At 59.6% G+C, this 26365-nt stretch carries 24 protein-coding genes and 1 pseudogene; 19 read left to right on the forward strand and 6 right to left on the reverse strand.

What is annotated here, in order from left to right:
• Positions 1–302 precede the first annotated feature (302 nt).
• A complete protein-coding gene (locus J2Z75_RS28320) occupies positions 303–1676 on the reverse strand; it encodes an MmgE/PrpD family protein (protein WP_209857226.1) in 1374 nt (457 codons plus the stop codon).
• A gap of 214 nt (positions 1677–1890) precedes the next feature.
• Between J2Z75_RS28320 and J2Z75_RS28325 the strand changes: the two genes are divergently transcribed.
• The 8 genes from J2Z75_RS28325 (at position 1891) to J2Z75_RS28360 (ending at position 11343) form a co-directional block, all read left to right on the forward strand.
• Positions 1891–2796: a LysR family transcriptional regulator gene (locus tag J2Z75_RS28325; RefSeq protein ID WP_209857228.1), complete on the forward strand. Its 906-nt coding sequence runs from the start codon at positions 1891–1893 to the stop codon at positions 2794–2796.
• Positions 2797–2850: 54 nt separating this feature from the next.
• Positions 2851–3759, forward strand: a complete 909-nt coding sequence (locus J2Z75_RS28330; RefSeq protein WP_209857319.1) for a LysR family transcriptional regulator — start codon at positions 2851–2853, stop codon at positions 3757–3759.
• Positions 3760–3934: 175 nt separating this feature from the next.
• Entirely contained in the window at positions 3935–4879 is a 945-nt protein-coding gene (locus J2Z75_RS28335) for an ABC transporter permease (RefSeq protein ID WP_209857230.1), read from the forward strand.
• On the forward strand, positions 4876–5694 hold the full coding sequence (locus tag J2Z75_RS28340; RefSeq protein WP_209857232.1) for an ABC transporter permease: 819 nt from the start codon (positions 4876–4878) through the stop codon (positions 5692–5694). Before J2Z75_RS28335 ends, J2Z75_RS28340 begins: the two co-directional genes overlap by 4 nt.
• Positions 5691–7319, forward strand: coding sequence for an ABC transporter ATP-binding protein (locus J2Z75_RS28345; protein ID WP_209857234.1), 1629 nt, complete (start codon positions 5691–5693; stop codon positions 7317–7319). Before J2Z75_RS28340 ends, J2Z75_RS28345 begins: the two co-directional genes overlap by 4 nt.
• Positions 7320–7321: 2 nt before the next feature.
• Positions 7322–8200: a serine hydrolase gene (locus J2Z75_RS28350; protein WP_209857237.1), complete on the forward strand. Its 879-nt coding sequence runs from the start codon at positions 7322–7324 to the stop codon at positions 8198–8200.
• 35 nt (positions 8201–8235) lie between these two features.
• The gene (locus J2Z75_RS28355) at positions 8236–9780 is read left to right on the forward strand and encodes an ABC transporter substrate-binding protein (RefSeq protein WP_209857239.1); all 1545 of its coding nucleotides are present in this window, start codon (positions 8236–8238) and stop codon (positions 9778–9780) included.
• A 120-nt stretch (positions 9781–9900) separates the two neighbouring features.
• Positions 9901–11343 (forward strand): M20 family metallopeptidase, encoded by a 1443-nt coding sequence (locus tag J2Z75_RS28360; RefSeq protein ID WP_209857241.1) that lies wholly within the window; start codon positions 9901–9903, stop codon positions 11341–11343.
• On the opposite strand, the gene J2Z75_RS28365 is transcribed toward J2Z75_RS28360, so the two are convergent.
• On the reverse strand, positions 11338–11721 hold the full coding sequence (locus J2Z75_RS28365; RefSeq protein WP_209857320.1) for a nitroreductase family protein: 384 nt from the start codon (positions 11719–11721) through the stop codon (positions 11338–11340). The genes J2Z75_RS28360 and J2Z75_RS28365 overlap by 6 nt on opposite strands.
• Positions 11722–12002: 281 nt before the next feature.
• Positions 12003–12353 (reverse strand): gamma-glutamyl-gamma-aminobutyrate hydrolase family protein, encoded by a 351-nt coding sequence (locus J2Z75_RS28370; RefSeq protein WP_209857321.1) that lies wholly within the window; start codon positions 12351–12353, stop codon positions 12003–12005.
• Here J2Z75_RS28370 and J2Z75_RS29795 point away from each other — a divergent pair.
• Positions 12336–12494 (forward strand): annotated as a pseudogene (locus J2Z75_RS29795) (Tn3 family transposase); the annotation flags it as partial. The gene J2Z75_RS28370 and the pseudogene J2Z75_RS29795 overlap by 18 nt on opposite strands.
• Positions 12495–12696: 202 nt before the next feature.
• On the opposite strand, the gene J2Z75_RS28375 reads toward J2Z75_RS29795, so the two are convergent.
• Entirely contained in the window at positions 12697–13782 is a 1086-nt protein-coding gene (locus J2Z75_RS28375) for a hybrid-cluster NAD(P)-dependent oxidoreductase (protein WP_209857242.1), read from the reverse strand.
• Positions 13772–15025, reverse strand: a complete 1254-nt coding sequence (locus J2Z75_RS28380; protein ID WP_209857244.1) for an aromatic ring-hydroxylating oxygenase subunit alpha — start codon at positions 15023–15025, stop codon at positions 13772–13774. The genes J2Z75_RS28375 and J2Z75_RS28380 overlap by 11 nt, the downstream gene beginning before the upstream one ends.
• Before the next feature lie 120 nt (positions 15026–15145).
• Between J2Z75_RS28380 and J2Z75_RS28385 the strand changes: the two genes are divergently transcribed.
• Positions 15146–16045, forward strand: coding sequence for a LysR substrate-binding domain-containing protein (locus tag J2Z75_RS28385; protein ID WP_209857246.1), 900 nt, complete (start codon positions 15146–15148; stop codon positions 16043–16045).
• Positions 16046–16073: 28 nt separating this feature from the next.
• Here the strand turns inward: J2Z75_RS28385 and J2Z75_RS28390 are convergent, their stop codons facing one another.
• On the reverse strand, positions 16074–16793 hold the full coding sequence (locus J2Z75_RS28390; RefSeq protein WP_209857248.1) for a GntR family transcriptional regulator: 720 nt from the start codon (positions 16791–16793) through the stop codon (positions 16074–16076).
• Between the two features lie 256 nt (positions 16794–17049).
• Between J2Z75_RS28390 and J2Z75_RS28395 the strand changes: the two genes are divergently transcribed.
• The 9 genes from J2Z75_RS28395 to J2Z75_RS28435 all read left to right on the forward strand — a co-directional run bounded on the left by J2Z75_RS28395 (position 17050) and on the right by J2Z75_RS28435 (position 26365).
• A complete protein-coding gene (locus J2Z75_RS28395) occupies positions 17050–17760 on the forward strand; it encodes a GntR family transcriptional regulator (protein ID WP_209857250.1) in 711 nt (236 codons plus the stop codon).
• Positions 17757–18668: a dihydrodipicolinate synthase family protein gene (locus J2Z75_RS28400; RefSeq protein WP_209857252.1), complete on the forward strand. Its 912-nt coding sequence runs from the start codon at positions 17757–17759 to the stop codon at positions 18666–18668. The genes J2Z75_RS28395 and J2Z75_RS28400 overlap by 4 nt, the downstream gene beginning before the upstream one ends.
• Positions 18661–20178 carry an aldehyde dehydrogenase gene (locus tag J2Z75_RS28405; protein WP_209857254.1) on the forward strand — a complete coding sequence of 506 codons (1518 nt, stop codon included), beginning with the start codon at positions 18661–18663 and terminating at the stop codon, positions 20176–20178. The genes J2Z75_RS28400 and J2Z75_RS28405 overlap by 8 nt, the downstream gene beginning before the upstream one ends.
• Positions 20175–21521 (forward strand): NAD(P)/FAD-dependent oxidoreductase, encoded by a 1347-nt coding sequence (locus tag J2Z75_RS28410; RefSeq protein WP_209857256.1) that lies wholly within the window; start codon positions 20175–20177, stop codon positions 21519–21521. The genes J2Z75_RS28405 and J2Z75_RS28410 overlap by 4 nt, the downstream gene beginning before the upstream one ends.
• A gap of 78 nt (positions 21522–21599) precedes the next feature.
• Entirely contained in the window at positions 21600–22451 is an 852-nt protein-coding gene (locus tag J2Z75_RS28415; protein ID WP_209857258.1) for a glycine betaine ABC transporter substrate-binding protein, read from the forward strand.
• A gap of 90 nt (positions 22452–22541) precedes the next feature.
• Positions 22542–23633 (forward strand): quaternary amine ABC transporter ATP-binding protein, encoded by a 1092-nt coding sequence (locus tag J2Z75_RS28420; protein WP_209857260.1) that lies wholly within the window; start codon positions 22542–22544, stop codon positions 23631–23633.
• A gap of 13 nt (positions 23634–23646) precedes the next feature.
• Positions 23647–24492: an ABC transporter permease gene (locus J2Z75_RS28425; protein WP_209857262.1), complete on the forward strand. Its 846-nt coding sequence runs from the start codon at positions 23647–23649 to the stop codon at positions 24490–24492.
• Positions 24492–25346: an ABC transporter permease gene (locus tag J2Z75_RS28430; RefSeq protein WP_209857265.1), complete on the forward strand. Its 855-nt coding sequence runs from the start codon at positions 24492–24494 to the stop codon at positions 25344–25346. The genes J2Z75_RS28425 and J2Z75_RS28430 overlap by 1 nt, the downstream gene beginning before the upstream one ends.
• A 20-nt stretch (positions 25347–25366) precedes the next feature.
• Positions 25367–26365 (forward strand): 4-hydroxyproline epimerase, encoded by a 999-nt coding sequence (locus J2Z75_RS28435; protein WP_209857267.1) that lies wholly within the window; start codon positions 25367–25369, stop codon positions 26363–26365.

Below are 26365 nucleotides of genomic sequence, written 5' to 3' on the forward strand. Positions count from 1 at the left end.
CCTGATGGGGAGTTCGGCCCGAAGACACGTGAACTGCTCGTGCTGACCGCAAGCGTCGCAGAACCCTATCGCTGGTTCGCCCATGGGCGCCTTGAACGGATTTGGCCCAGCGCCGTGTCAGAAATTTGGATAGGCAACTGATTTAACTTAGATTTGTGGTGGCAGTCATGCCCTGATCGGGTACGATAGCGGAAAAATGGTGCGATCCAACGCGGCACGTATTTCTGGAGTGTTCAATATCGAACTGTCTCGTATAGATATCGGACATTGGCCTCTTCACTCATGGGAGGAACGCCATGATATTAGGGTCTTGTGAGGTCGGAGTACGACTGGTCGAAGGTCCGTAGCGCTGACTTAACAGAATCAGCCCCTCCAATATCTGCCCATGTTGGGTATAAGCGGTCATCTTCCAGTCCAGCCCAACGCATACAATCCGAAAATTTCGAATGCCGTTCAGCCTCCGTGATTGGGGCGGCAATGGCACCTTGGGCATGAAGCCGCTCAGTCCATAATCTCCGGCCGTCAAGCAACGTGACTGTGACTTGATGCGCAATGCGCTCAACGCCACGCTCCTCCTCTGCACTGAAGGCGCTCATGGAAATTTTGGTCATGTGACGCCGGATTTCTGGTCGGAAAATCGCGTCCCGGGTGAAATCAGCCAAGGAAAGCCTGCCTTGAAGAAGCGCGGCGGCAAGGCAATATTGCATCGAAAAACGCGCCTGCATCTCATCTGCGGGATCGGAATAAGCCAGATTGTCGACGGCGGACTGTCCCACCTTTGTTTCGATGCCCCGTACCTCATCGAGCGAAAACCCATGCTCATTCTGCAAATCGCGGGCCGCATCTATGACGCGGTGTGTAGAGGCGCAGCATGGATGAAGTTTCGTCACTAAGCCTCGTGTTTCAATGATGTGGTTTTCTCCCCACAAAAGCGAATCCCATCCCGTCGAATCCGCACCGCCAAACAGATCGAGGAAACCCTGCCGCCGCTCCAGAATGTCAGATCTGCCAGTAATACCTGCTTGCGCAAGATGGGCCGCCTCTACCGCATTGCGCGCTGCCATGCCGGCATGAAGAGGCTTTACTGCCGTTCCAAACTGGCCTTTAGGACCTGCTGCAAGGCTGGTCGCAATACTCATCGCCTGTGCCACACGCTCTTCATCGAGACCGAGAAGAATTGCCACGCCTGCCGCGGCTCCAATGCAGCCGACAGTCGACGTGCCGTGCCAACCCCTGTTGTAATGCGGAGGATTGACCCCAAAGCCGACAGCCGCCTGCGCTTCGAGACCAGCAAGATAGGCCCGGATGAGTTGGTCGCCGGAAATAGAGCCGTCCGCTGATGCGACAGCCAGCAAGGCAGGCACGAGGACCGCGGAAGCATGGGCGCGGGCAGGATGGAAATTATCATCGAAATCCAGGCAATGCGCGGCCGTGCCATTGATCAGGGCGGCAACCGAGAGTGATGACCGACCGCCGGTGAACACCCCTGAGACGCCGGTTGGGCCGATTTCGTTGGAAAATGCAGCCGCGACCGACTGAGGCGCCTGATCCTTGGCTCCCGCCACCATGCAGCCGATGGTATCGACGATGGCTTGTTGCGCGCGCGTCCGGGCAAGAGGTGAAAAAAACGGTCTCGAAACCACATGCGTTGCGATTTTTTCCAGAACTGTTGCCATTGACTATTACCCCTGCCAAGACTTCGATTGCATAATTCCTTAAACCGGGCATGGCTTTAGGATAAAATTATGCAACAGATTGAAATCGCTACCGCGTCCTTTGTGCGTCATGCATGACGCACGGCGCTGTCGTGGCTGCAGTAATGTGAGGCTTCGTTCTATCGCGCAATCTTATGCAGTTTGCGGGTGGTTCTATTCGTTTTGAGGAGAGAGAATGGCGCAGGGCAACGAAATCGCGATCAGCGTCAAGCACATCCACGCCTATGATGCGATTGCCGCCACCGGCTCGACGATTGCCGCCGCGGTCGATCTGGGCATTTCCCAATCGAACGCCAGCCGGCTGCTGCATCAGCTTGAACTCTATCTCGGCGTGCGACTGTTCGAACGCGACAAGAACAGGCTCTCCATGACACGTGAAGGCCTCCAACTCGGCCCGGAAATAAGAGCGATATCCGATCGGCTGACCGCATTGAAGGTGACTGCCAAAGAGCTTGAAAATGGCCGCTCGCTGGAAATCCCGTTGCGGCTCGCCTTTCCGGCAAGCCTGTCGGTGACACTGGTGCCGCGCCTGATCAAGCGGTTCCTGGCCGAGAACGGGCCGGTGCGCATCGAGGTCGCGTCCGGCAATTATCTGGCAATCGAACGCATGGTCGCCGATGGCCAGGCGGATCTCGGTTTCACCCGGTTGCCGTCGCCCACACCGGGGCTGCGGGAAGAGCATGTTTTGCCGTCACGCAATATTTGCGTCATGCACCGGGATCATCCGCTTGCCGGGCAGCAGACGTTGACCGTGCCGGAACTCAAATCGCAGCACCTGATCCTGTTGAACCGCGAGCGGCCGGTGCGCCACGAACTGGAAGCGCTTTTCTACAAGCAGGGCCTGCGTCAGCGCCCGGCTATCGAGGCACATTCCGTCGGTTGCGCCTGCGCGCTGGCAGCGGAGGGACTGGGCCTCGCCATTGTCAGCGAATTGCTAGCACGCGAATATAAGACCATGCCGCTTGCCTTCGTGCCGCTCAAACCCGATCTTACCGTCGACTACGCAATCGTTAGTTCCGACAGGATTCCACTGCCGAAATCGGCGGCACCGTTTCTGCATTACCTTCGGGAATGGGCATAGAAGACGAGATGCTGTTTCTCCTGCGTAGCTGAACACGGGGCCCTGCCACACATGATCAATTTCAGACAGCTGGAAGTGCTGAAAACTCTGCTCGCAACGGGATCAACGATCGCCACGGCCAAAAGCATGGGGCTGAGCCAGTCCGGCGTAAGCCGTCTTCTGCAGCAGCTCGAAGCGGATCTGTCCCTGACGCTTTTCGATCGCGACAAGGGACGCCTCATCCCGACGCCGGAAGCCGTTATTTTGGCGCGCGATGCGGAAAACATTCTTCTGGGGATTAACCGGTTTGCCGGTCTGGCGGAGGATCTGCGCAGCGGCGCCACCGGGCCGGAATTGGTCCGCATTGGCCTGCCAAGCAGCATGTGGGAAAATTTCGCGCCAGCTATGTTGGTCGAATACGCACGCGATTATCCGACTGTGCGGATCGAGACTTTTTTCGAAACCACCTCCACCATCTCAAGGTTGGTGGAGCAGCAGGTAATCGATTTTGGCTTCCTACGCTACGAGGACCAGGTTGGGCCGGGCATTGATATGGAGATGGTCGCAACCGGGTCAAGTGTCTGCGTCATTCCGGAGAAACATCCACTGGCATCCCTTGGAGAGATCACGCCGAAGGATCTGCGCGGCGTGCCGCTCATTCTGATCGGACGGCAGAGACCGACGCGTATGCTGCTCGACCAGACCTTCAAACGCGCCGGCGTCAAGCAGAATGTCAAGATCGAGACGCATACCAACAGTTCGGCTTGCGCGTATGTCGCGCATGGCCTCGGCGTTGCTATTCTGAGCAGCTTTTTCGCCAACCTCTACCGAAACCTGCCGGTGGTCCAACGTCCTTTCATTCCGATCTCAAAACAGGAATTCGGATTGGCCAAGCCTTCGGGTACATCCTCGTCGCTAGCTGCCAAAGCGTTGATGGAGGCGCTCAAGCGGCAGATCATCATCTCCCAAAAAGACAAGCCCTAACAATCAGTTGTAAAATTTCAACCATGTGACGGCTTGCCGTGCCCGACGCACTATCCGCATAAGACTATGACGAAACTGCATAATATTGCACAAAAATTTCGCATCGCTCATAGTCGCCGCATAAAAGCCGGTGACTTTGCAGATCCGGCCCCAACATTCGCGTTCAGGGGAACCGATGATTAGATTCATACTCAACCGCCTGCTGATGGCGCTGCCGACCGTTGTGATCGTATCGATCACGGTTTTCGCGCTGATCCGCTTCATTCCCGGTGATCCGGCCGCCCTGATGCTGGGCGATATGGCGACGCCCGATCAGGTCGCCGGCATGCGCACCGAACTTGGTCTCGACAAATCGATGCCGGAGCAGTTTCTCGTCTGGAGCGGCAATGTGCTCACCGGCGATTTCGGCCGCTCGATCGTCAATGACGAGCCCGTCCTGCCGCTCGTCGTGTCGCGCTTCATGGTCTCGGCTGAGATCGTCATCATCGCCGTGGTTCTGGCAAGCCTGATTGCGGTCCCCGCCGGCATGATCGCTGCATGGCGCCAGAACAGCTGGACCGATCTGGTGCTGGTGGGAACCGCCACCGTACTTCTGTCCATTCCGACCTTCTGGCTCGGACTGTTGCTGCTGCTGTTCTTCGGCCTGAAGCTCGGCTGGCTGCCGGTGCTGGGCTATGTGTCGATCGGCGACAACGTGGTGGGCGGCCTTCTCTATCTGGTGCTGCCGATCATGACGCTGGTGATCCATGAGGCTGGCGTGCTGATCCGCATGGCCCGCGCCTCCACCCTCGAAGTGCTGCGGCTGGACTACATCACCCACGCGCGTGCCAAAGGCCTTTCGGAAAGCGCCGTGCTCTGGAAGCATGCGTTCAAGAATGCCTTCGGCCCGACCTGGACGATGATCGGCCTCATTCTCGGCAACCTGCTCGGGGGCATAGCCGTGATCGAAACGGTGTTCACCATTCCCGGCCTTGGCCGCCTGATGGTCGACAGTATCTTCCAGCGCGACTACCCGGTCATCCAGGGATGTCTCCTGTTCGTCGCGCTCTCCTATGTGGTCGTCAACCTGATCGTTGATCTCCTCTATCCTCTCTTCGATCCGCGTGTGGTGGCTGAATGAAACGCTTTACTCTCAATGGCATGATCGGTGGCGTGCTTGTCTCGATTCTGCTGATCGTCGCAGCCATCGGCCTGTTCTGGACACCCTTCGACCCGATGAAGCTCAGCTTCACCGCCCGCCTTGCCGCACCGGGTGCCCCGCACCTGCTCGGGACGGACGAGTTCGGTCGCGATGTCCTCAGCCGCCTGATGATCGGGGCGCGCGCCAGCGTCTGGATCGGTTGCCTGACCGTCGGTTTCGCCGTCGTCGTCGGCACCCTGATCGGACTGATCAGCGGTTATGCCCGCGGCTGGATCGATGGCATCATCATGGCGATCAACAACGCGCTTCTCGCCTTTCCAGGCATTCTGCTGGCGCTTGGTCTGCTCGCCGTGTTCGGCGCCAACGCGTACGGCATCATCTTTGCGCTCGGCATCGCCTACACGCCATCGATGGCGCGTGTGGTCCGTGGCGCGGTTCTGTCGCTGCGCGAACGCGAATTCGTCGAAGCCTCCAAGATCATGGGCAATGGCGAGATCTACACCATGCTGCGGCATATCCTGCCCAATTGCCTGGCGCCGATCACCGTTCTCGCCACATCGATGTTCGGCTGGGCCATCCTGTCGGAAAGTGCCCTGAGTTTCCTCGGCCTTGGCGTGCCGCCACCGGCGCCGACCTGGGGCAACATGCTGGCGGCCGGACGGCCCTTCATCGAACAGGCCGTCTGGCTCGGGCTTTTCCCCGGTCTCTGCATCGCGCTGACATTGCTTGGCATAAACTTGCTCGGCGACGCGCTTCGCGACAAACTCGATCCCCGCATGAGAGGTCTGAAATGACGCAGGAAAAACTTCTCAGCGTGCGCAATCTCTCGCTGGAAATTACCCACCGCGGCTTCAATGTGGTGAAAGATGTCAGCTTCGATCTCGAACCCGGTGAAATCTTCGGCATTGTCGGCGAAAGCGGTTCCGGCAAATCGCTTGCGACCCGCGCCCTGATTTCGCTTCTGCCGCCCGCGATCCGCAAAACCGGCGGCCAGGTGATCTACAAAGGCCGCGACATCACGTCGATGAGTGAAGCAGATCTGCGCGCGATGCGCGGCGCCGAAGTCGGCCTGGTCTTCCAGGAGCCGATGACCTCGCTCAATCCGTCGATGACCATCGGACGGCAGCTGGAAGAGGGTCTAATCCTTCACACCAGGGATACGCCTGCCGAACGGCGCGCCAAAATCCTCGCCATGCTGGAGCGGGTCGGCATCCGCGACCCGGAAGGGGCTCTGGTCTCCTATCCGCACGAATTCTCCGGTGGCATGCGCCAGCGCATCATGCTCGCCTCGGTCATGCTTCTGAAGCCGGCCCTGCTGATTGCCGACGAACCGACGACGGCGCTCGACGCCGTCATCCAGCGCGACGTCATGGAACTGATGGTCGAGCTGACCCAGGCGGAAGGGACAGCCGTCCTTTTGATCAGCCATGACCTGCCGATGGTGGCGCGCTACACCACCCGCATCGTGGTGATGGAGAAAGGATCGATCGTCGAGGCCGGAACGACCGAACAGATCCTAGAGACGCCGCAGCATCCCTATACCCGCAAGCTCCTGTCCTCGCTGCCCGTGCGGGGCGAGGTCAGGGCCATAAACATAACCTCCGCGCCGATGGTGTCCGCCCGCAATATCGTCGTCGATTATCCGGGCCGCAAATCGCTTTTGAAAAAAGGAGCCGCCAAGCGTGCCCTGTACGGAGTCTCGATCGACATTCACGAGGGCGAGGTCGTCGCCCTGGTTGGTGGGTCCGGTTCCGGCAAGACGACACTTGGTCGCACCATTGCAGGCCTGGTTCGCGAGAGCGAAGGCGAGATCCTGTTCCAAGGGCGCAAGCGCGACGCAGACTGGAAGGATTATCGGCTGAACTGCCAGATGGTGTTTCAGGACCCCTACTCGTCCCTTGATCCGCGCATGACCATTCTGGCGCTGGTGGAGGAAGCCCTCCGGCTCGTTCCCGGCATCGATCGCGCTGCGAAGAAAAAGCGTGCCTATGAAACGCTGGAGGAAGTCGGGCTTAGTGCGGAATATGCACTGCGCTATCCGCATGAACTATCGGGCGGTCAGCGGCAGCGCGTGGCGATTGCCCGCGCGATTGCCCGCCGGCCACGTTTCCTCATTGCCGACGAGCCGGTATCGGCCCTCGACGTGACCGTCCGGGCGCAGGTGCTGACGCTCTTTTCCGACCTGCAGAAGCGCTATGGCTTCTCCTGCCTGTTCATCAGTCACGATCTCGGCGTCGTCGAGCAGGTGGCCGACCGCGTCGTCGTCATGCAGGACGGCCGGATCATCGAACAGGGTGATCGCGACACGATCTTCGACACCCCGAAGGAGGCCTATACGCGGCGCCTGCTCTCGGCCATCCCCGCACTCGATCTCAACGAGACCGGCGGCGTCAAACTGAAATGGCGCCTGGAGAATTGAAAATGAACAACAGCACGACAATCGACAAACCGGCCGGGGCCACAGCCGAACACCTGAACGCCATTTGCGACGCGCAGACCTTCGTCACGCGCTTCAGCATCCGAAACCTCCTGACCGGCGAGACGTTCGACCGCGGCGCGGATGAGGAAACGCCGTCGGCAAGCACGCGCAAGACATCGATCATGATGGCGGCGCTCAAGGCGGTGCACGAAGGTCGGCTCGATCTGGACGAGCAGATCACCTACGAGGCACGCTTTGCCGAAGAAGTGGCCAGCGGCATGTTCCGCTACATGACGCCCGGCATCGTCATCACGCTGCGCGACGCGATCACCGGCATGATGGTGCTCAGCGACAATGTCTGCACCAAGATGGTCTTCGAGCGGCTGACGCTGGAAGAGGTCGACAGCTATTGCAAGTCGATCGGCATGAGCGGCACCCATCACCGCTTCCTCATTCCACCGCTGGCCTTGTCCCCCGATCACACATTGACGTCCGTCACCACGACGACGGCACGCGATCAGGCGTTTCTGCTGCAGACCATCCTCGACGCCCAGACATCGGCGGAAGCCGCCGCAAGGCTCGGCGCTTCACAGGACCTCTGCGCCTATGCGCTCCAGACGCTGAAGAACCAGATCCTGCGCTATGCCATTCCGTCGCGACTGCCGTTCGGTACCGTCGTTGCCCACAAGGGCGGCACCGGAAAGCGTGGACGGATGAATGCCGGCATCGTCTACCGCGACGGCCAGCCCTTCTACATCATTGCCGCCTTTACCGATCAGGTGCCCCAGGACATGCCGGACGGCACACCGGGCTACACGCTGTCGCTTGAAACCATCGGCAGACTGTCACGTGCCTGCTGGGACGCATTCCAAGCCAACTGAAACATCCGAACGTCAACAATAAAAGAGGGTAGAACATGAAAACCATTCTCCTAGCCGGAACGATCTTGATGTCGGTTGCCGGTGTTTCCGCCGCCCGCGATATCGTTATCGCCCAAAGCTCTGACCTGCGCAGCAGCAATCCCGGTGTCAACCGCGACGGCAATACCGATGGCGTCATCCTGCACATCGTCGAAGGTCTTGTCGGCTATGCCAACAATGGTGAGGTCAAGCCATTGCTGGCCCAGTCCTTCGACATGTCCAGCGATGGCCAGACCTATACGTTCAAGCTGCGTCCGGATGTGAAATTCCACAACGGCAAGACGCTGACCGCCGACGACGTGGTCTGGAATTGGAACCGTTATCTCGATCCCGCAACCAAATGGACTTGCCTCAAGGATTTTGACGGCAGCGCCACGCTGAAGGTCACAGGCATCAAGGCGGTGGACACCACGACCGTCAGCATGACGCTCGACAAGCCCTCTGCCGTTTTCCTCGGCCTGATGTCACGCCCTGAATGCGGCTATACCGGCATGATTTCACCGGACTCGATCGCCGCCGACGGCACGTTCGACAAGCCGATCGGCACCGGCCCGTTCAAGTGGGACGAATGGAAGAAGGGCGAATATATCCATCTCTCCAAGTTCGATCAGTACGTCTCGCCCACCAATGACGGAAAGCCGGACGGCATGGTCGGCTCGAAGCGCCCGCTGGTCGATGGCATCAAGTTCATGGTCATTCCGGATGCCTCCACCGTGAAAGCAGGCCTGCAGTCCGGCGTGCTCGACACGGCAGAAATCTCGCCCGACCTGATCCCCGAGTTCGAAAAGAGCGAGACGGCCCAGGTGATCATCTCGCAGAACAACGGCAAGAACCTCTTCTATATCCAGACCCGCGATCCCGTCATGGCCAAGCCGGGCCTGCGCCGCGCCATTGCCATGGCACTCGATCTCGACGAACTGGTGGCGGCCGCATCGAACGGCACCGGCAAGGCGAACGGCTCGATGGTGTCGTCGGATTCGCTCTATTTCAGCGAAACCCAGCAGACGCGTCTGCCCTATGATCTGGAAGCGGCAAAGAAAGAACTGGCCGATTCCGGCTACAAGGGTGAACCGATCAGCATCATCGCCAACAAGCGCGGCAATGTGCCGAGCTTCCCGGCAGCCGTCATCGCGCAGGCGATGTTGCAGCAGATCGGCCTCAATGTTCAGATCGAGGTGCTCGACTATGCCACCCAGGTCGATCGTCGCCGTTCCGGCAACTACCAGATCATCTCGCAGTCCGTCGCACCGCGTCTCGATCCGGCCCTGATGTACAGCTTCTACGTTGGCGACAAGGACAAGAACGCCTCGCTGATGTGGGATAGCCCGAAGGCGATCGAACTGATGAAGGCAGCCTATGCCGAGATTGACACAGCCAAGCGCCAGGCGATCTTCGACGAATTCCACGAGCTGATGCTTCAGGAGATGCCCGGTATCTTCCTCTACGACATGATCGACGTCTGGGGTGCAAGCAAGTCGCTGAAGGGCCAGCCGGTCTGGCAGTCGAATGCCCGCCTCTGGGAAGTTTCGCTCGACAAGTAAGATTCGGCGACAGGCCGGCGCTGCACGTCATGCCGCAGCGCCGGCTTCGCTTTCAGGCTTGCCGGTCCACACCGGCCAGCCTGCACCAGGATCATCCAATATCTTCCCCGAGGAAAAAGCATGCCCGATACTGCTGCCTTGCAGTCACTCACCAAGGCCATTGATGCCCTGGCTCCCGAGTTCACCACCCTCAGCGACAAGATCTGGGAGTTTGCGGAGCTGAAATTCAACGAGGTAAAGTCATCGGAACTGTTGGTCAAAACCCTGAAGCAGAATGGATTCTCCGTTCGACAGAATATTGCAGGGATGAAGACCGCCTTTATCGGCGAGTACGGTTGTGGCAAGCCTGTCATTGCGTTTCTCGGCGAATATGATGCGTTGGCTGGCATGAGCCAGACGGCGGGCGTGGATCGGCCCGTGGCAACGGAGCCAGGCGGAAGCGGCCATGGCTGTGGTCACAATCTCCTTGGCAGCGGCTCGATGCTGGCAGCGATTGCGCTTGCCAGACACCTGGAAGCCAATGGCCTGCCGGGAACTGTCCGCTATTACGGCTGCCCCGGCGAAGAAGGTGGCTCAGGCAAAACCTTCATGGTGCGGGCCGGCGCCTTTGCCGATGTCGATGCCGCGCTCACATGGCATCCCGCACCTTTCAATGGCGTGCGTTCGACCCACAATCTTGCCGTTCTCGAATACTATTACCGATTCAAGGGCATTGCAGCCCATGCTGCAAACGCTGCACACCTCGGCCGCTCGGCGCTGGATGCCGTTGAACTGATGAATGTCGGGGTCAATTTCCTGCGCGAACACATGCCTCAGGATTGCCGGGTGCATTATGCCATTACCGATACCGGCGGACGTGCCGCCAATGTCGTGCAGGCAAATGCCGAAGTCCTCTATCTCGTCCGCGCACCGGAAATGTCGCAGGCGCTGGCGCTTGCAGAGCGCGTCGATCACGTCGCACGGGGCGCAGCGATGATGACCGGGACGGAAGTTGAGATTATTTTCGACACAGCTGCTACCAATCTGCTTCCCAATCTGACGCTAGAAAATGCGATCCACGACAATCTTGTTTCGATTGGCCCCGTCCCGTTTGATGAGAGCGATATAGACTTTGCCCGCAAGATACAGGCAACGTTTACCGACGAGGCAATCAAGAGCAGCATCCGCCTCTACCAGATCAAGAAGGACGTTTTTTCCAACGAAAAAATTGATGGTTCAACGCCGCTGCATCTTGGCCTGCGTGACTTCGAAGGTCAGTCACATTTCCGAGCCGGTTCCACCGACGTCGGCGATGTCAGCCGCGTAACCCCGACAGCACAATGCTGGGCACCGGCCTGGGCGATCGGTACCAATCCCCATACATGGCAAGTGGTCGCACAAGGCCGAAGCGCCGGTGCCCACAAGGCGATGATCCACGCGGCCAAAGCATTGGCAGCAACAGGGCTCGACCTCGCAACGTCACCCGAACTGCTTGCCGATGCAAAAGAAGAATGGTTGGAAAAAACAAGAGAACAGCCTTACGTCTGCCCCATACCAGATTACATCTCACCGGCGGCCTTATGACTGGCCGACCGCCGACCACGGGTGAAACTTGATTTGCCGCCTGGGCCGCCTTTGGAGACCAGCAACGTTACTCATGTGGCCACCGTTGTCCACAAGGTTCCGCCGCCGCGCGATGTGCTGATCATCGTCGCGGAATGGCCAACCGATTCGCCGTCTCCACGAGTGCACGACCTCTTCTTGCTCCTCAGCGGCATGTGCTTGGAGAAACTCCGCCAGAAGATCATCCGCATGACGATCCTTCACGAGAATGAATCGCCAAGGCACAAGTACCCCGTGATCGGGTACCCGGGAGGCAATGGTCAAAATGCCCTTCAGTTCCTGATCGGTCGGCGCCGGGGCTTGTAAAAGCGCCGGGGGCACAGAACGACGGTTCATCATCGTCAATGCCGATAATTCCGCCCGTCCCCTTTGAGGAGCTGTCGCCAATTCACTGATTATGGATCCCATTCTTCCCTGTGCCTCTACGCGCGCCGCATAAAAGACACATTGATTTCACGTGTCAATAAACATGAGTAAAATTGTCTTGTATAAGGCTTCAACGATGTGTGAAGACTGATGCATCAAATTTCGGGTTAGCAGGACAGCTAGCTAAGCTGTCGCCACCACCGGTCAGGTCGCCCTACAAGGCGGCTTTCTTTGCATAGGGACCTCCGCTCAGGCTACGCCTTTGCCTCCGGCGGGGACAATCCGAGTTCATCGAGACGCGCCTTGATGATAGCATTGCGGCTTGAGGGCTGCGGTACACCTAGCGTTCCGCGCTCCGCGCATTTCGCCACAAAGCCTTTCACGATCCGACGGTCGTGCTCAGTCAGCCTATATTCAGGATGCCATTGCACACCCAAACAGAAGGCGTCGCCCAAGGCCTCAATGGCTTCCGTTACCCCGTCGGGAGCGCGGGCAAGCACATTAAATTTGCCGGCACCCGTGAGCGCGTGGCGGTGCAGGCTGTTGACCTCCGCCGTCGTTCCGCCCTGCCACTCAGCAAGCGGGCTTCCCGGCTTTATCGCGATCTCGTGCGCAAGGCGATCCGGGCACTTGCCGACAAGGTGGTCACACCTTCGCTCATCCTCAAGAAGCTATCCGCCTACCGGCAACAGAACAGTCTGGCTGCCGCCTTACGCGAAATCGGTCGCATCGAGCGTGCCATCTTCACCGGAGCAGCACTCTGCAGAAGAAATAGTCGCGTTCGAAAACGCCTGGACAGAGATGGAGGGTGCTCTTGATACCGTCCGCGTGTTGGTTTCCGCGCAGAACTGAGCGCCTAACCGGCTCAGTTCTGCGCGGAAACCAACACGCGATAGCCACACAAAGTGCTCAAATTTCGGGTCGCCACTCAATCTCTAGCTTAAGCATTTATCGCTCAATAACCAAATCGCTGAGTGGTTTCGAGCAGCACGGCAGGAAGAAGCCGGCATCGATTTCGCGTTGGCGGATGCCACCATTGTGGTTCATGTCGACCGTGCCGCTGACGAGTTTTGATTTGCAAGTGCCGCAAAGGCCGTTTGAACAAGATGACGGTATTTTTATGCCGGCCTTCTTTGCGCAGGACAGCACCGTCTGATCAGCTGTCACGTCGATGGTACGGCCCTGCTTTCCAAACTCGACCTTGAAGGGTGCGAGCACGGCCTCGCCCGTCATCGGAGGCGGCGCGTCGATCACGGCGGCGTCAAAACTCTCTTCGATGTAGTTTTCGGGCGGCACGCCGAGGTCGGCGGAAATCGCCCGGGCCGCCGCCATGAACGGGGCCGGGCCGCAGCACATTATCACCCGTTCCGAAAGGTCGGGAATGATGAGCTTGAACAGGTCGCGCGAAATTCGGCCGTGCAGGCCGGACCACGACGTTTCGCCGGTCAGCGCCTCCGGCACGAAATAGAGGCGAAATCCCTTCAGCCTGGTCGCAAGACTCGCCAGTTCGTTGCGGAACACCAGATCGCCCGGAGTTCGGCCGGCATGCAGAAAGATGACGTCCACCGGCAGCGTCTTGTCGGCAAGCTCGCGCGCCATCGACATAACCGGTGTTATGCCGGATCCGCCGCTGAGGAACAGATATTTCTGGTTCGGGCGGGTGGGGCGGATGAACTGGCCTAGCGGTCCGCTCGCTTGGACGATTGCGCCCGGGGCAAGATTGTCGTGAAGCCAGTTGGAAACCTTGCCACCGGCAACCCGCTTTACCGTAATGGAGATCGCGTTGGTCCGCAGCGGCGAGGAGGAGATGCTGTAGCATCGCGTCTCCGTCTCGTCTCCCGCGCCGATGTCGAAGGCGAAATACTGGCCGGCTGCAAAGGCGATCTGTTTTCCATCCCTGGAGACGAAGGTGAAAGTCTTCACATCCGGCGTTTCCGGATGAATATCGATGCAGAGAAGCTCGGTGTCGGTATCGGGGTTCCAGTAGGCCCAGTCAATTGGCACGTCGGCTCTGTGTGCTGTCTTAATATCCATGAGCGCGCATCCGTTCGACATACCATGTTGCAAAATCGTCCAGCTGCCCCTCAGTGAAGCGAGAGTATGGACCGGGTTCATAGGCCGGATCCTCGACCCCCAGCTGCGAGCGGCCGACGAGTTCCGCGTCCTGGTCGGTGGTCGCCACCCAGACGTTGGTCAGCTTTTCCAGATCGTAGTCAACGCCTTCGACTGCATCCTTGTGTACAAGCCATTTGGTGCGAACGAGCGTGCGGTTCGCCGAGAGTGGAATGACCATGGCGGTGACGGCGTGATCGCCCATGAAATGGTTCCACGCGTTGTGGCCCCAGAGATGGGTGTCGCCCAAATCCTTGCGCGTCATTGTGCCGAGAAGCTTTGTCGATGCAGCCGTTGCGTCCGGGGTCTGGGATTCCCCTGCCCCTGCGATGATCAGGCGCTGTGTGCGGAAGTTGGTTTCATGGCCGGCGAGTTGTTCCACCGGCGAGGACAGATGGCCATCCGCTTCCCAGGCTGCAATGCGTTTGACATAGAGCCGCTGATGCTCTTCCGCCTCCGCGCGATCCTCTTCGCTCAGCGTTGCCGGATCGAAACCGAAGTCGAGATCGATGAAGGACACGCAGAGTTCTGGATGGTTGGCGGCGCAGTGGTAGCACTCGCGATTGTTCTCCATCGTCAGCTTCCAGTTGCCCGTCTCGATCACATCCGTCTGGTGGGCGACCCTGGTATTGCGGATGTCGTAGGGGGCGAGGCGCTCCTCCATCACGCGTTCGAGATGGGCGATATCCGCAGGCGGCGTCTCGGAAAGACAGACATAGATCAGCCCACCGATCGAACGGAAATGCACCGGCTTCAGATTGTGGCAGGATTTGTCGAAATCGGTCCCCATGTGCGGCGCATGGATGAGTTCACCGGATAGTTCGTAGGTCCACTGGTGATAGGGACAGACCAGTTTCGAAATGACGGTCGGGCCACCGTCGAGAAGCCGGGTGCCCCGATGCCGACAGACGTTGTGGACCACACGGATCTCGTCGTCGTCGTCCCTCAGAAGGATCAGGCTTGTGGTGCCGATATCGATGACGGTGGCATCACCGGCTTCAGGGACATCGCATTCCAGACCCACGTAAATCCAGTGCTTGCGAAAGAACACATCGAGATCGGCTTGAAACACGTCCTCGCGCGTGTACAGGCCAGCCGGCAGCGAATAGCCCTCGGCGCGGGAATCGAGGATTGCGGAGATTGAAGACGAAAACTTGTTTAGCATGATATCCTCTTATGCATATGACATGGAGAATGAGGCAAAACAGGCTGTTTTCAACGGCATAAATTATTGTGAAAAGCATGATAAAATATTATGCGAAGATGTGCCGGGAGATCTCCAACAATGCAGTTCCGCAAGAAATTGCCATCGCTGACTGCGCTCGTGGCGCTGGAGGCCGCCATCCGGCACCGCAGCTTTACGGCCGCCGCCAGCGAATTGGGCGTGACGCAGGCTGCGGTCAGCCGCATGATTGCCCTTCTGGAGGATGATTTCGGCCGGCCGCTCTTTCATCGCGGACACCGGACGGTCGAGCCGACTCCGGCCTGTCTCATCCTGGGCGCGACGCTTGCAGACAGCCTGTCCAACATTGCCGACAGCGTCGATGCGGTGCGCGCCAGCGTCACCGACGTGGTGACGATCGGGGCGACGATCGCATTCTCGTCGTTCTGGCTGCTTCCGAAGATCGCCGAGTTCCGCCAGCTTAATCCCGACATCCAGATTCGGGTTGTCTCGCAGGACAGCAAGCTGGATCTGACAAATGGCGGCGTCGACATCGCGATCCGATATGGCGTGCCGCCTTTCAACGACGGGATCGTACTGGGCTCGTGCGGCGATCGGATCTATCCCGTCTGCTCGCCGCAATATGCCGCGTCGCGTCGCGTCGAGGATTTCCCTCATGGCGGCTATGAACTGATCGAGACCGATGTTCCAAACAGAAGCTGGTATCGATGGGAAGACTGGTTTGCGCGGCGCGGCCGCAAGCCGGACAATCTGCGCTCGATGCTTCGCTTCAGCCATTATACCGAGACGATCTATGCGGCGCGTGCGGGCCAGGGCGTTGCGCTCGGATGGGATATGCTCATCAAGACATTTCTCGTGGACGGCAGTCTCGTCAAGGTCGGAGACACGGAGTTCGAGGCGGAGGGGCGATACAACGTTTTGGTGCCAGTCGATGCCAAGCGCTCCGCAATCGCCGATTTTGCAGCGGGATGGCTGACGCAGGCTCTTCAGAAAACGTCCTGACCAGCTCCGCACACACGGGCACGGAGATTTAAGCCTCCTGAGTATTTTTCTCTGGCGACGGGGCGGCAATCTCAACCGGAAAATCTGCCTTCATATCGTTCGGCACGACATAGAGCTCCATGTTTTCGCGCGACAGCTCCCAATGCTTGAAGACTAGGTCGACGACAGCGTGTTCGTCATGGGCCTTGATCGCGTCGATGAAGCCGTCGTGATGCTCGACAGCCAGCTGAAGGCGCTGCCGCATGTCGTCGTTGCGCGGTTGAAAAAAGGTGTGGCCTATGCGGGCGTGGTCCACCAGAAGCCGCCCGAGGCTTGGCTGCAGATAGACGTTGCCGGACATCTCGCCCATGATCGCATGGAACCGGTTGTTCTCCAGGACCATTTCAAGCGTATCGAGATTCTGACTGGCGGTTCGAAATCTCTCCTGCGTATCGCTTAGATCCGACAACTGCTTAGGCTTGAAGTTTTGCACCGCCAGGCGGCCGATCGCCGCATAGATCATCGGTGCGACAAGAAAAAAATGTCGAAGAGTCGAATGGTTCAGCGGAATGACGCGCGCGCTTCTGTTCTCCCGCATGTCAATGTACCCTTCGCCTGCGAGGCGACGGAGGGTGTCCCGTACAGGCGTACGCGAAAGCCCATATTTCTCACTAAGGCTGACCTCATCCACATCCTCGTCGGGGTCGAGCTCCATCGTCAGGATCTGACGCTTGAGATCATCGTAGAGAGTGCTTTTGCCGCTCTTCATTCAGTTCATTCCCCAAGCCGAAGCGTTCCGATCGCGATTGGCTTAAAGCCGGTCATCGCCGTTGGCAATCTCGATATTGAATCGGGGCGGGCGCAACCGGCTTAGAAATTTGTCACGCTATTAAACTGTATATTTTGGGTGTATCTATTGTGTACTTATAAAATACAATTCTGTTGACTCATCGAAAATCTCATGCAAGCTTGTCCTCATAAGCCGACAGCGCGATGCGCGGGCCTGGTCACATCGGGGATTTGAGATGAAGGGCGGCAAGAGCGAACTCTACGACGATCTCAAGCGCCGTATCCTGACGATGGAACTCGATCCGGATGAAGACCTGGACGAAGTGTCGCTGAGCGAAAAATACGGCCTGTCACGGACTCCGGTGCGGGAGGTCTTCCGTCGCCTGGAAGGCGAAGGTTACGTGGATATCCGCACCAACCGGGGCGCTCGGGTCATCCCGATGAACCACTCGACCTTGCGCCACTTCTTCCTCGTGGCACCGATGGTCTATGCGGCGATCGGCCGCCTGGCGGTGCAAAACTTCAAGGTGAAGCAGCTGTCCGAGCTGCAGACCACGCAGGAACAGTTTCGTGCCGCGAGTATCTCGCACGACGCACTGTCGATGACGCTCGCCAACAACCGGTTTCACGAGATCATCGGCGAGATGTCGGGCAACGAATACCTGCAGCCGAGCCTTGGCCGGTTGCTGATCGATCATGCGCGTATCGGCCACACATTCTTCCGCCCCCGCAACGCGGACATGCAGGAACGGCTTCAAAAATCGATCGGTCACCATGACGGCTTCATCGCGGCAATCACCGCCCGCGACGAGGACGCTGTCGTCGACCTCGTGTTTGAACACTGGGAACTGTCGCGCGAAAACATGGAAATGTTCATCGCACCCCAAGCACTCAAGGCGGACGCACTGGTCGAAACGCCGACGCAATCGATGGAGTCATCATCATGAAATTCGAAGGCATCTACACCCCGGCGATCACGCCGCTTAGCCCCGACGGGCAGATCGACCGAAAAGGGTTTGCGGCTGTGCTGGAGTCGCTGATCGAGGGCAGGGTGCACGGCATCATTGTCGGCGGATCAACGGGCGAATATTACGCTCAGAGTGCCCAGGAGCGCTTCGAACTTGCTGCCTACGCCAAGGATGTCATCGGGAAGCATCTCGCCCTCGTCATCGGCACCGGTGCAACGCGAACGGAAGACTCCGTTGAATATGCGAAGGCTGCGAAGGAAATCGGCGCTGACGCGATCCTCGTCTCGTCGCCGCCCTATGCGCTGCCGACCGAAAAGGAGAACGCGGTCCATGCACTGACGATCGACCGTGCCGCCAACCTGCCGATCATGCTCTACAATTATCCGGCCCGCATGGGCATCACTATGCGCGAGGACTATTTCTCCCGCGTGGGCCGATCCAAGAACGTCGTGGCGATCAAGGAGAGCTCCGGCGAAATGTCCAATGTGCATCTCCTGGCGCGCAAATTCCCGCATATCGGCTTGTCTTGTGGCTGGGACGACCAGGCACTGGAGTTCTTCGCCTGGGGTGCCAGAAGCTGGGTCTGCGCCGGCTCTAACTTCCTGCCGCGCGAACATGTCGCCCTCTACGAAGCCTGCGTTCTCGAAAAGAACTTCGACAAGGGCCGCGCCATCATGACGGCGATGCTGCCGCTGATGGATTTCCTCGAATGCGGCAAGTTCGTCCAGTCGATCAAACATGGATGCGAGATCATCGGCCTGAGGACTGGCTCCGTGCGCGCGCCGCTGCGCCCGCTCAATTCCGAAGAAAAGAGAACCCTTGAAACCGTCGTCGCGACTTTGAAGCGCACGGTTGCCCAGATCACGTCGGGAGCCAACAATGCATGAACCCTTGAGCGCGGCCGAATACAAGGCAATCGCCGCCAACCTTCACCTGCCGACCAACGCCTTCATCGATGGCGCCTTCCGCCCGGCGAAATCCGGCAAGACATTCACGACGACGAACCCTGCCACCGGCGAGACGCTGGCCGAGATCGCGGCCTGTGACGCTGGTGATGTCGACGATGCGGTTGCAAATGCGAAAACGGCGTTCGACGACGGTCGCTGGCGTTTGCTGCCTCCCGGCGACAGGAAGGCGGCCCTCCTCAAACTCGCCAAGCTCCTGGAGGAAAACCGCCACGAACTGGCCGTCATGGAAAGCATCGACAGCGGCAAGCCGGTGCGCGAATGCCAGACAGTCGATGTGCCGGACACGATCCACACGATCCGCTTCCATGCCGAACTCATCGACAAGCTCTACGACAACACCAACCCGGTCGGGCCGAATGCCCTTGCCATGGTGGTGCGCGAACCGATCGGCGTGGTCGGCTGCGTGCTGCCTTGGAATTTCCCGCTGCTGATGCTCGCCTGGAAGATCGGACCGGCCCTTGCGTCGGGTTGCTCCGTCATCGTCAAACCGGCGCAGGAAACAACGCTCACCACCCTTCGTGTCGCGGAACTGGCTCTCGAGGCCGGCATCCCCGCGGGCGTGTTCAATGTCGTCACCGGCAGCGGCAAGGCCGTCGGCGAACCGATCGGCCTGCACATGGATGTCGACATGGTCGCCTTCACCGGATCGACGCCAACGGGACGTCGCTTCCTACGTTACGCCGCGGATTCCAACCTCAAGAAGGTCGTTCTCGAATGCGGCGGAAAGAACCCGGCCGTCGTCCTCGACGATGCCGAGGATCTCGACCTGGTTGCTGAGCAGGTTGTCAACGGTGCTTTCTGGAACATGGGCGAGAACTGCTCGGCGACGTCGCGCCTGATCGTGGACAGCAAGATCAAGGATGAGTTGCTCGAACGGATCGGTGCCTATCTGCGCGAATGGAAGACCGGCGATCCGCTGGATCCGGAAAATCGCATCGGGGCGCTTGTCAGCAAGGCGCATTTCGACAAGGTCAAATCCTTCCTCGACGACGTGAAGACGGAGAAGCTGACGCTCGCCTATGGCGGCGAGACCCTGAAGGGAATCTTCATCGAGCCCACCGTCGTCGATGGCGTCACCCCGGCGAGCCGCCTTTTTCAGGAGGAAATCTTCGGACCGATCCTGTCGGTGACCACCTTCGAAACGCTGGCTGAAGCTGTCGCTCTGGCCAATAACACCAATTATGGCCTCACCGCTTCGGTCTATACCGGCAGTCTGCGCAAGGCGATCAAGCTGTCGCGCGAAATCCGGGCCGGCCTGGTGACTGTCAACTGCTTTGGCGAGGGCGACGCCTCGACACCCTTCGGCGGCTACAAGGAATCGGGTTTTGGCGGCCGCGACAAGTCGGTTTTTGCCCACGATAACTACTGCGAACTGAAGACGATCTGGATCGATATCTCCGAGCGCTCCGTGGACGAGACGATCCGATGATCACGAAGTCCGTCAAGCGCTTGCCTTTTGAAAATGGCGTCTCGGGCTGGGAGGCGATCAGCAAGCGACCGCTCCCGGTCCGCAGCCTGGAAGGCAACGTGAATACGGACTGGCTCGTGATCGGCGCGGGCTTTGCGGGACTGTCCGCGGCCCGCCGGCTGAAAGAGCATCGTCCGCAGGACGAGGTCGTCATCCTCGAGGCGAGTGAACTGGGGAAAGGCACGTCGGGACGAAACTCGGGCTTCATGATCGACGTCCCGCACAACCTCACCTCCAGCGAATATTCAAGCGGCAGTGCCGATGCCACGCAGATGGAGATGGCGCAGAACCGCTCCGCGATCGCCTTCGCGGCCCAAGCCGCCGGTGAATACGGAATGTCCCGCGAGACCTTCGATCCCTCAGGCAAGATCAATGCCGCCGCAACCGCGCGCGGCATGAAGCTGAACATGGCGTTCGGGCAATCGCTGAAGAGTGCGGCCGAGAAGCATGTGTTTCTCGATGCGCGCGAGATGCGTGACATCACCGGGTCGGACTATTATCTGGGTGGGCTCTACACTCCCGGCGCGGTTCTCATCCAGCCGGCCGACTATATCCGCAGCTTCGCCGCAGGCCTGTCTGAAAGCGTTGACGTATACGAGCGCTCGCCCGTGACCGCGTTGAAGCGCGAGAGTGGAACCTGGACCGCCACCTCGTTGCGCGGAACGGTCACAGCACCCAGGGTCATCGTTGCGGTCAACGGCCACATCCAGGATTTCGGCCACTTCGGCGGCAGGCTGATGCATATCTTCGCCTACGCCTCGATGACAGCGCCCTTCGATGCGGACGGCGCGGGCAAGGAAAAATCAGGGCGTGACAAGTGGGCGCTTCTTCCCGCCGACGCGATGGGCGCGACGGTGCGCAAGATCACCAGCGGCGGACAGTCGCGGATCGTGATCCGGACGAAATACACCTACGAGACAACGCTTGATGTCAGTGAACGGCGCATGGCGAAGATGGCGGGCGAGCATCGCCGCTCCTTCGATGCCCGGTTTCCGGGTCTTGCCGACATGCCGTTCGAATACAGCTGGGCCGGCCGCCTTTGCCTCAGCCGCAACCACGTCCCGGCCTTTGGCGAGATCGAGGAGGGGCTTTATTCGGCCTGCTGCGAAAACGGCCTCGGCACGGTCAAAAGCACGCTCGCCGGCATGATGGCCGCCGACCTCGCCACCGGCTCGGCCTCCCGACAGCTTGATGAATACATGGATCACGCCCAGCCCTTACGGCTGCCGCCGGAGCCGTTCGCATGGCTCGGCATCAATTCCGTGATCCGTTTGCAGGAATTGCGTGCAGGCCGCGAGGGATAATCCCTCGCCGCGCAATGTGAAGACTGAGCCCAGCGCGAGGCTTCAAAGATAATGGGAACGCAAAACTAGGAGCGAGAAATGAAGACTCTGTGGAAAGCATTCTGCGCAGCGGCAATGGTCGGAATGACCGTCATGTCGGCACATGCGGAAGAAAAAACCATCACCATCGGCACGATGTCCTGGGAAGACCTCACGCCGATCACCGGCATCACCAAGAAGGTTCTCGAAGATTCCGGCTACACCGTGAAGGTCGTGCCGTTCTCCGAATGGGGCATTGCCTACGCTGCTCTCAGCAAGGGCGACGTCCAGATCCTCGCCTCGCAGACGGACTATGTCGCGCAGGATTACTGGGACAAGAACAAGAAGCGCCTCGAAAAGATTTCGCCGGTCTCGCACGGCCTGTTTCAGGGCGTTGCGGTTCCGAAATACGTCACCATCGATTCCATGGACCAGCTGAACGACAACGCCGACAAGTTCGGCGGCAAGATCGTCGGTATCGAGCCGGGATCGGGCCTGATGCGCGATACCAGCAACTCCGTCAAGGCATACGATCTCAAGCTCCAGCTCGTCGAAGGCAGCACGGCCGCGATGACCGCCGCGCTGAAGTCCGCAACCGATCGCAAGGAATGGATTGCCGTGACGATCTGGGAGCCGTCCTGGATGATGCAGAAATACGACGTCAAGTTCCTGGCCGATCCGAAGGCCGTCTTCCCGCCGCCGCAGAGCTATTACTGGATCGGCCAGAAGGGTTTTTCGGCTGAAAACCCGAATGCTCGCCAGGTCATCGCCAGCGTCTACGTCCCGCTCGCAGACATCACCGCGATCAACAGCGCCGTCAACGATGGCAAGACGATGGACGAGGCGATCAAGGACTGGACCGACAGCCATGGCGACCTCCTGAAGCGCTGGGAAAACATCTCGACGGAATAAGCCGAATGCCGGGCCTCCGTGCATTTGGCGGCCCGGCTCCACATTCCACGAATGAGAATGCCGGTATCAAACCGGCTCGCGGGGAACGCTATGACCACGTCAATGAATGATGCCAGCGATATCCTGATCGACTGCCAGTCGGTCTGGAAGATATTCGGAGCCAGGGCCAAGGCGGCCGTCGAGGCGGTGAAGACAAACGGCTTGTCCAAGAAGCAGATCCTGACGGATTACGACTGTGTCGTCGGTGTCTCGGATGCCAGCCTGCAGGTCCGCCGTGGCGAGATCTTCTGTATCATGGGACTGTCGGGCAGCGGCAAGTCCACGCTGATCCGGCTGCTCAACAGGCTGATCGAACCGAGCCTTGGCAAGATTCTCGTCAAGGGCAAGGACATCTCCGCCCTGAATGCAGCCGAACTCCGCGACATTCGTGCCCGCAACATCGGGATGGTTTTCCAGAGCGTCGCCCTGCTCCCGCACCGCACCGTCCTGGAGAATGCCGCCTTTGGTCTTGAAGTCCGCGGCGTCGGCAAGGAAGAACGATACAAGACAGCCCGTGCGGCACTGGACAAGGTTGGCCTGTCCGACTGGACGGCGCGCTACCCGTCCGAATTGTCGGGCGGCATGCAGCAGCGCGTCGGCCTTGCCCGCGCCTTAGCCGCCGATCCCGAGATCATCCTGATGGATGAACCGTTCAGCGCGCTCGACCCGCTGATCCGTCGCCAGCTCCAGGACGAGTTCCGCCAACTGACCAAGTCGCTCGGAAAATCGGCCGTGTTCATCACCCACGATCTTGAGGAAGCCATTCGCATCGGCGACCGCATCGCCATCATGAAGGACGGGGTTATCGTCCAGGTCGGCAATGCCGAGGAGATCGTGACCAAGCCAGCGGACGACTACGTCGCCGAGTTCGTTGCCGGCATTTCCAGGATCCATCTCGTCAAGGCGCACTCCGTGATGATGCCGGTTGCAGAATACACGCGCAGCCACCCGAATGTCGACGTCGGCTCGCTGCTGCGCACCACGCCCGTGGCGGACATCGGCGCGCTGATCGAGTTGACCATGCAATCGAGCCGCGACGCCGTCGCCGTCGTTGAGGGTGGCAATGTGATCGGCATCGTTACGACACGCGGCCTTCTCTGTGGTGTCGCCGGCAGTCCTGCTACCGTGCCCGTAGCGGCATAGATCGGAGATGGTCATGGATACGTCCGTCATCACTGACAGCTTCGACGAGAAGATCGACGACGCGCTGAACTGGATCAGCGACAATGCCTCGTGGCTGTTCGACAGCATCCGGACCGTTCTGGAAGGCACTTATGACGGCGTGCTCTGGCTCGTGCAGCTTCCGCCATTCTATGTGATCGCCCTTGTCGCGGTCGCATTGGGGTGGCGGTTGATCAACGTGTCGGCCGGGCTTCTGGCTGGCGTCGCCTTGCTCGGATGCGCGGTGATGGGGCTGTGGGCAGAGACCATGAGCACGCTGGCTCTGGTCATCACGGCCACCTTCATGGCGCTGGTCATCGGTATTCCGCTCGGCGTCGTGGCAGGTTTCGTCAAATCCTTCGACAAGTTCGTCGAGCCGATCCTCGATTTGATCCAGACCCTTCCGCCCTACATTTACCTTCTGCCGGCCATCGCGCTGATGGGATACGGTCCGGCCACGGCTCTCCTGGCCACCGTCATCGTCGCCATGCCACCGGCAATACGCCTGACATCGCTCGGCATCCGCAGGACCCCGCGCGAGTTCCTCGAACTCGGGCAGGCAAGCGGCCTGACGCCATGGCAGATGTTCGTCAAGATCAGGCTTCCCTTCGCAATCCCGAGCGTCATGGCGGGGATCAACCAGAGCCTGATGATGGCCTTCGGGATGGTCGTCATTGCCGGCATCGTCGGCTCCGGCGGTCTAGGCGAGACGATCTACAGCGCCGTCAGAACGCTTGATATCGCCACCTCGATCAACGCCGCCATCGCCATCGTCATCCTCACCATGGTGATCGACCGACTGACCCAGAGTGCCGCGCGCCGCGCCAATGGAGGCAAATGATGGACCTCAATCTTGTTCGCTTCTCCCCCGGCGCGTACCTCGCCCCTGTCGTCGATTGGCTGAACGCCAATTTCCATCCCTTCTTCGACATGGTGACGAAGGTGATCGAAGCCGTGCTGGGTGGCCTTGAAACGATTCTGCTCTACCTGCCCTTCTATGCGGTCATCATCATCGCCGTGGCTTTCGCTGCCGTAGTCGTGAATGTTCGCGTGGCGATAACCAGCGCGATTGCGCTGACGTTCTGTTTCCTCGCTGGCCTGTGGGAAGCATCGATGCAGACGCTCGCGCTGGTGACGGTGTCGGTGTGCATTTCCGTGCTGATCGCGTTTCCGCTTGGCATCCTCGCCTCCCGTTACCGCAAGTTCGAGGCGGCCATCCGCCCCGTGCTGGACATCATGCAGACGGTCCCGCCGTGGGTTTACCTCATCCCCGCCGTGATGATCTTCAGCCTCGGCCGGGTGCCCGCCATCATTGCAACGATCGTCTACGGCGTGCCGCCGATGCTACGGCTGACGACGCTGGCCTTCAGCCAGGTTCCGAAGGATCTCCTGGAACTCGGACAGGCTACGGGCGCCTCGCCCCGCGCCATCCTGTTCAAGATCGAAATCCCGGCGGCGGCGCCAACCCTGCTGGTCGGGCTCAACCAGTGCATCCTTTTGTCCCTCGCCATCGTCGTCCTCGCCGGTCTCGTTGGAGCGGGCGGATTGGGGGCCGAGGTGACGCGCGGGCTGACACGCATGGAAATGGGGCTGGGTCTTCGCGCCGGGTTGGCAATCGTCGCCGTCGCGATCTTCCTCGATCGGCTGTCGCGCGGCGCGCTTCAGCGCAAGACACCAGCCGCGGCCGGAAACTGACACATTCGAAAGGTCTTATCATGCGCCGCAGCTTCTTCTGCATCGACAGCCACACCTGCGGCAATCCGGTCCGGCTCGTTGCCGGCGGCGGTCCGCTTCTTCCGCATCTTCCGATCGCCGAGCGCCGGGAACTGTTCGTGCGGGATCATGACTGGGTGCGAAAGGCTCTGATGTTCGAGCCGCGCGGCCATGACATCATGTCCGGCGCGATCATCTATCCAGCCTATCGCGAGGATTGCGACTTCGCGGTGATCTTCATCGAAGTCAGCGGATGCCTGCCCATGTGTGGTGCCGGTACGATCGGTCTCGTGACCGCGAGCATTGAGGAAGGCCTGATCACGCCGCGAGTGGAAGGCAGGCTTTCCATCGAGACCCCGGCAGGCCGCGTCGATGTCCAGTACGACAAACCCGGCGAATTCGTGGAATCGGTGCGGATGTTCAATGTGCCAAGCTATCTTCACGCCGCAGACGTTGCCGTCGATGTCGCAGGCGTCGGTCGCCTGATCGTCGATATCGCCTATGGTGGAAATTACTACGCCGTGGTCGAGCCGCAGGCCTCTTGGCCGGGACTGGACGGCATGTCCGCCAGCGATATCGTCGATCTCAGCGTCAAATTGCGCGACGCACTCGCTAAGGTCTGCGATCCGGAACATCCGGATGACGCGAGGATCAGGGGCGTGCATCACGCTCTATGGTGCGACACGCCAACCTGCGACAAAGCCGATGGCCGTGGCGCTGTCTTCTATGGCGACAAGGCCATCGACCGGTCTCCAGGCGGAACGGGCACGTCGGCGCGCATGGCCCAGCTTCACGGCAAGGGTCGCCTGAATGTCGGCGAGACCTTCCGTCAGGAGAGCCTGATCGGCACGGTCTTTGAAGGGCGCATCGAGGAAGAGATCGATGTCGGTCTCTTCCGCGGTATCGAGCCGAGCGTCGGCGGCTGGGCCAGGATTATCGGCCACAATACGATCTTCGTAGACGATCGGGATCCCTTGGCGCACGGTTTCCAGATCAGATAA

The sequence above is a fragment of the Rhizobium herbae genome, from assembly GCF_017873135.1.
Lineage (GTDB): Bacteria > Pseudomonadota > Alphaproteobacteria > Rhizobiales > Rhizobiaceae > Pararhizobium > Pararhizobium herbae.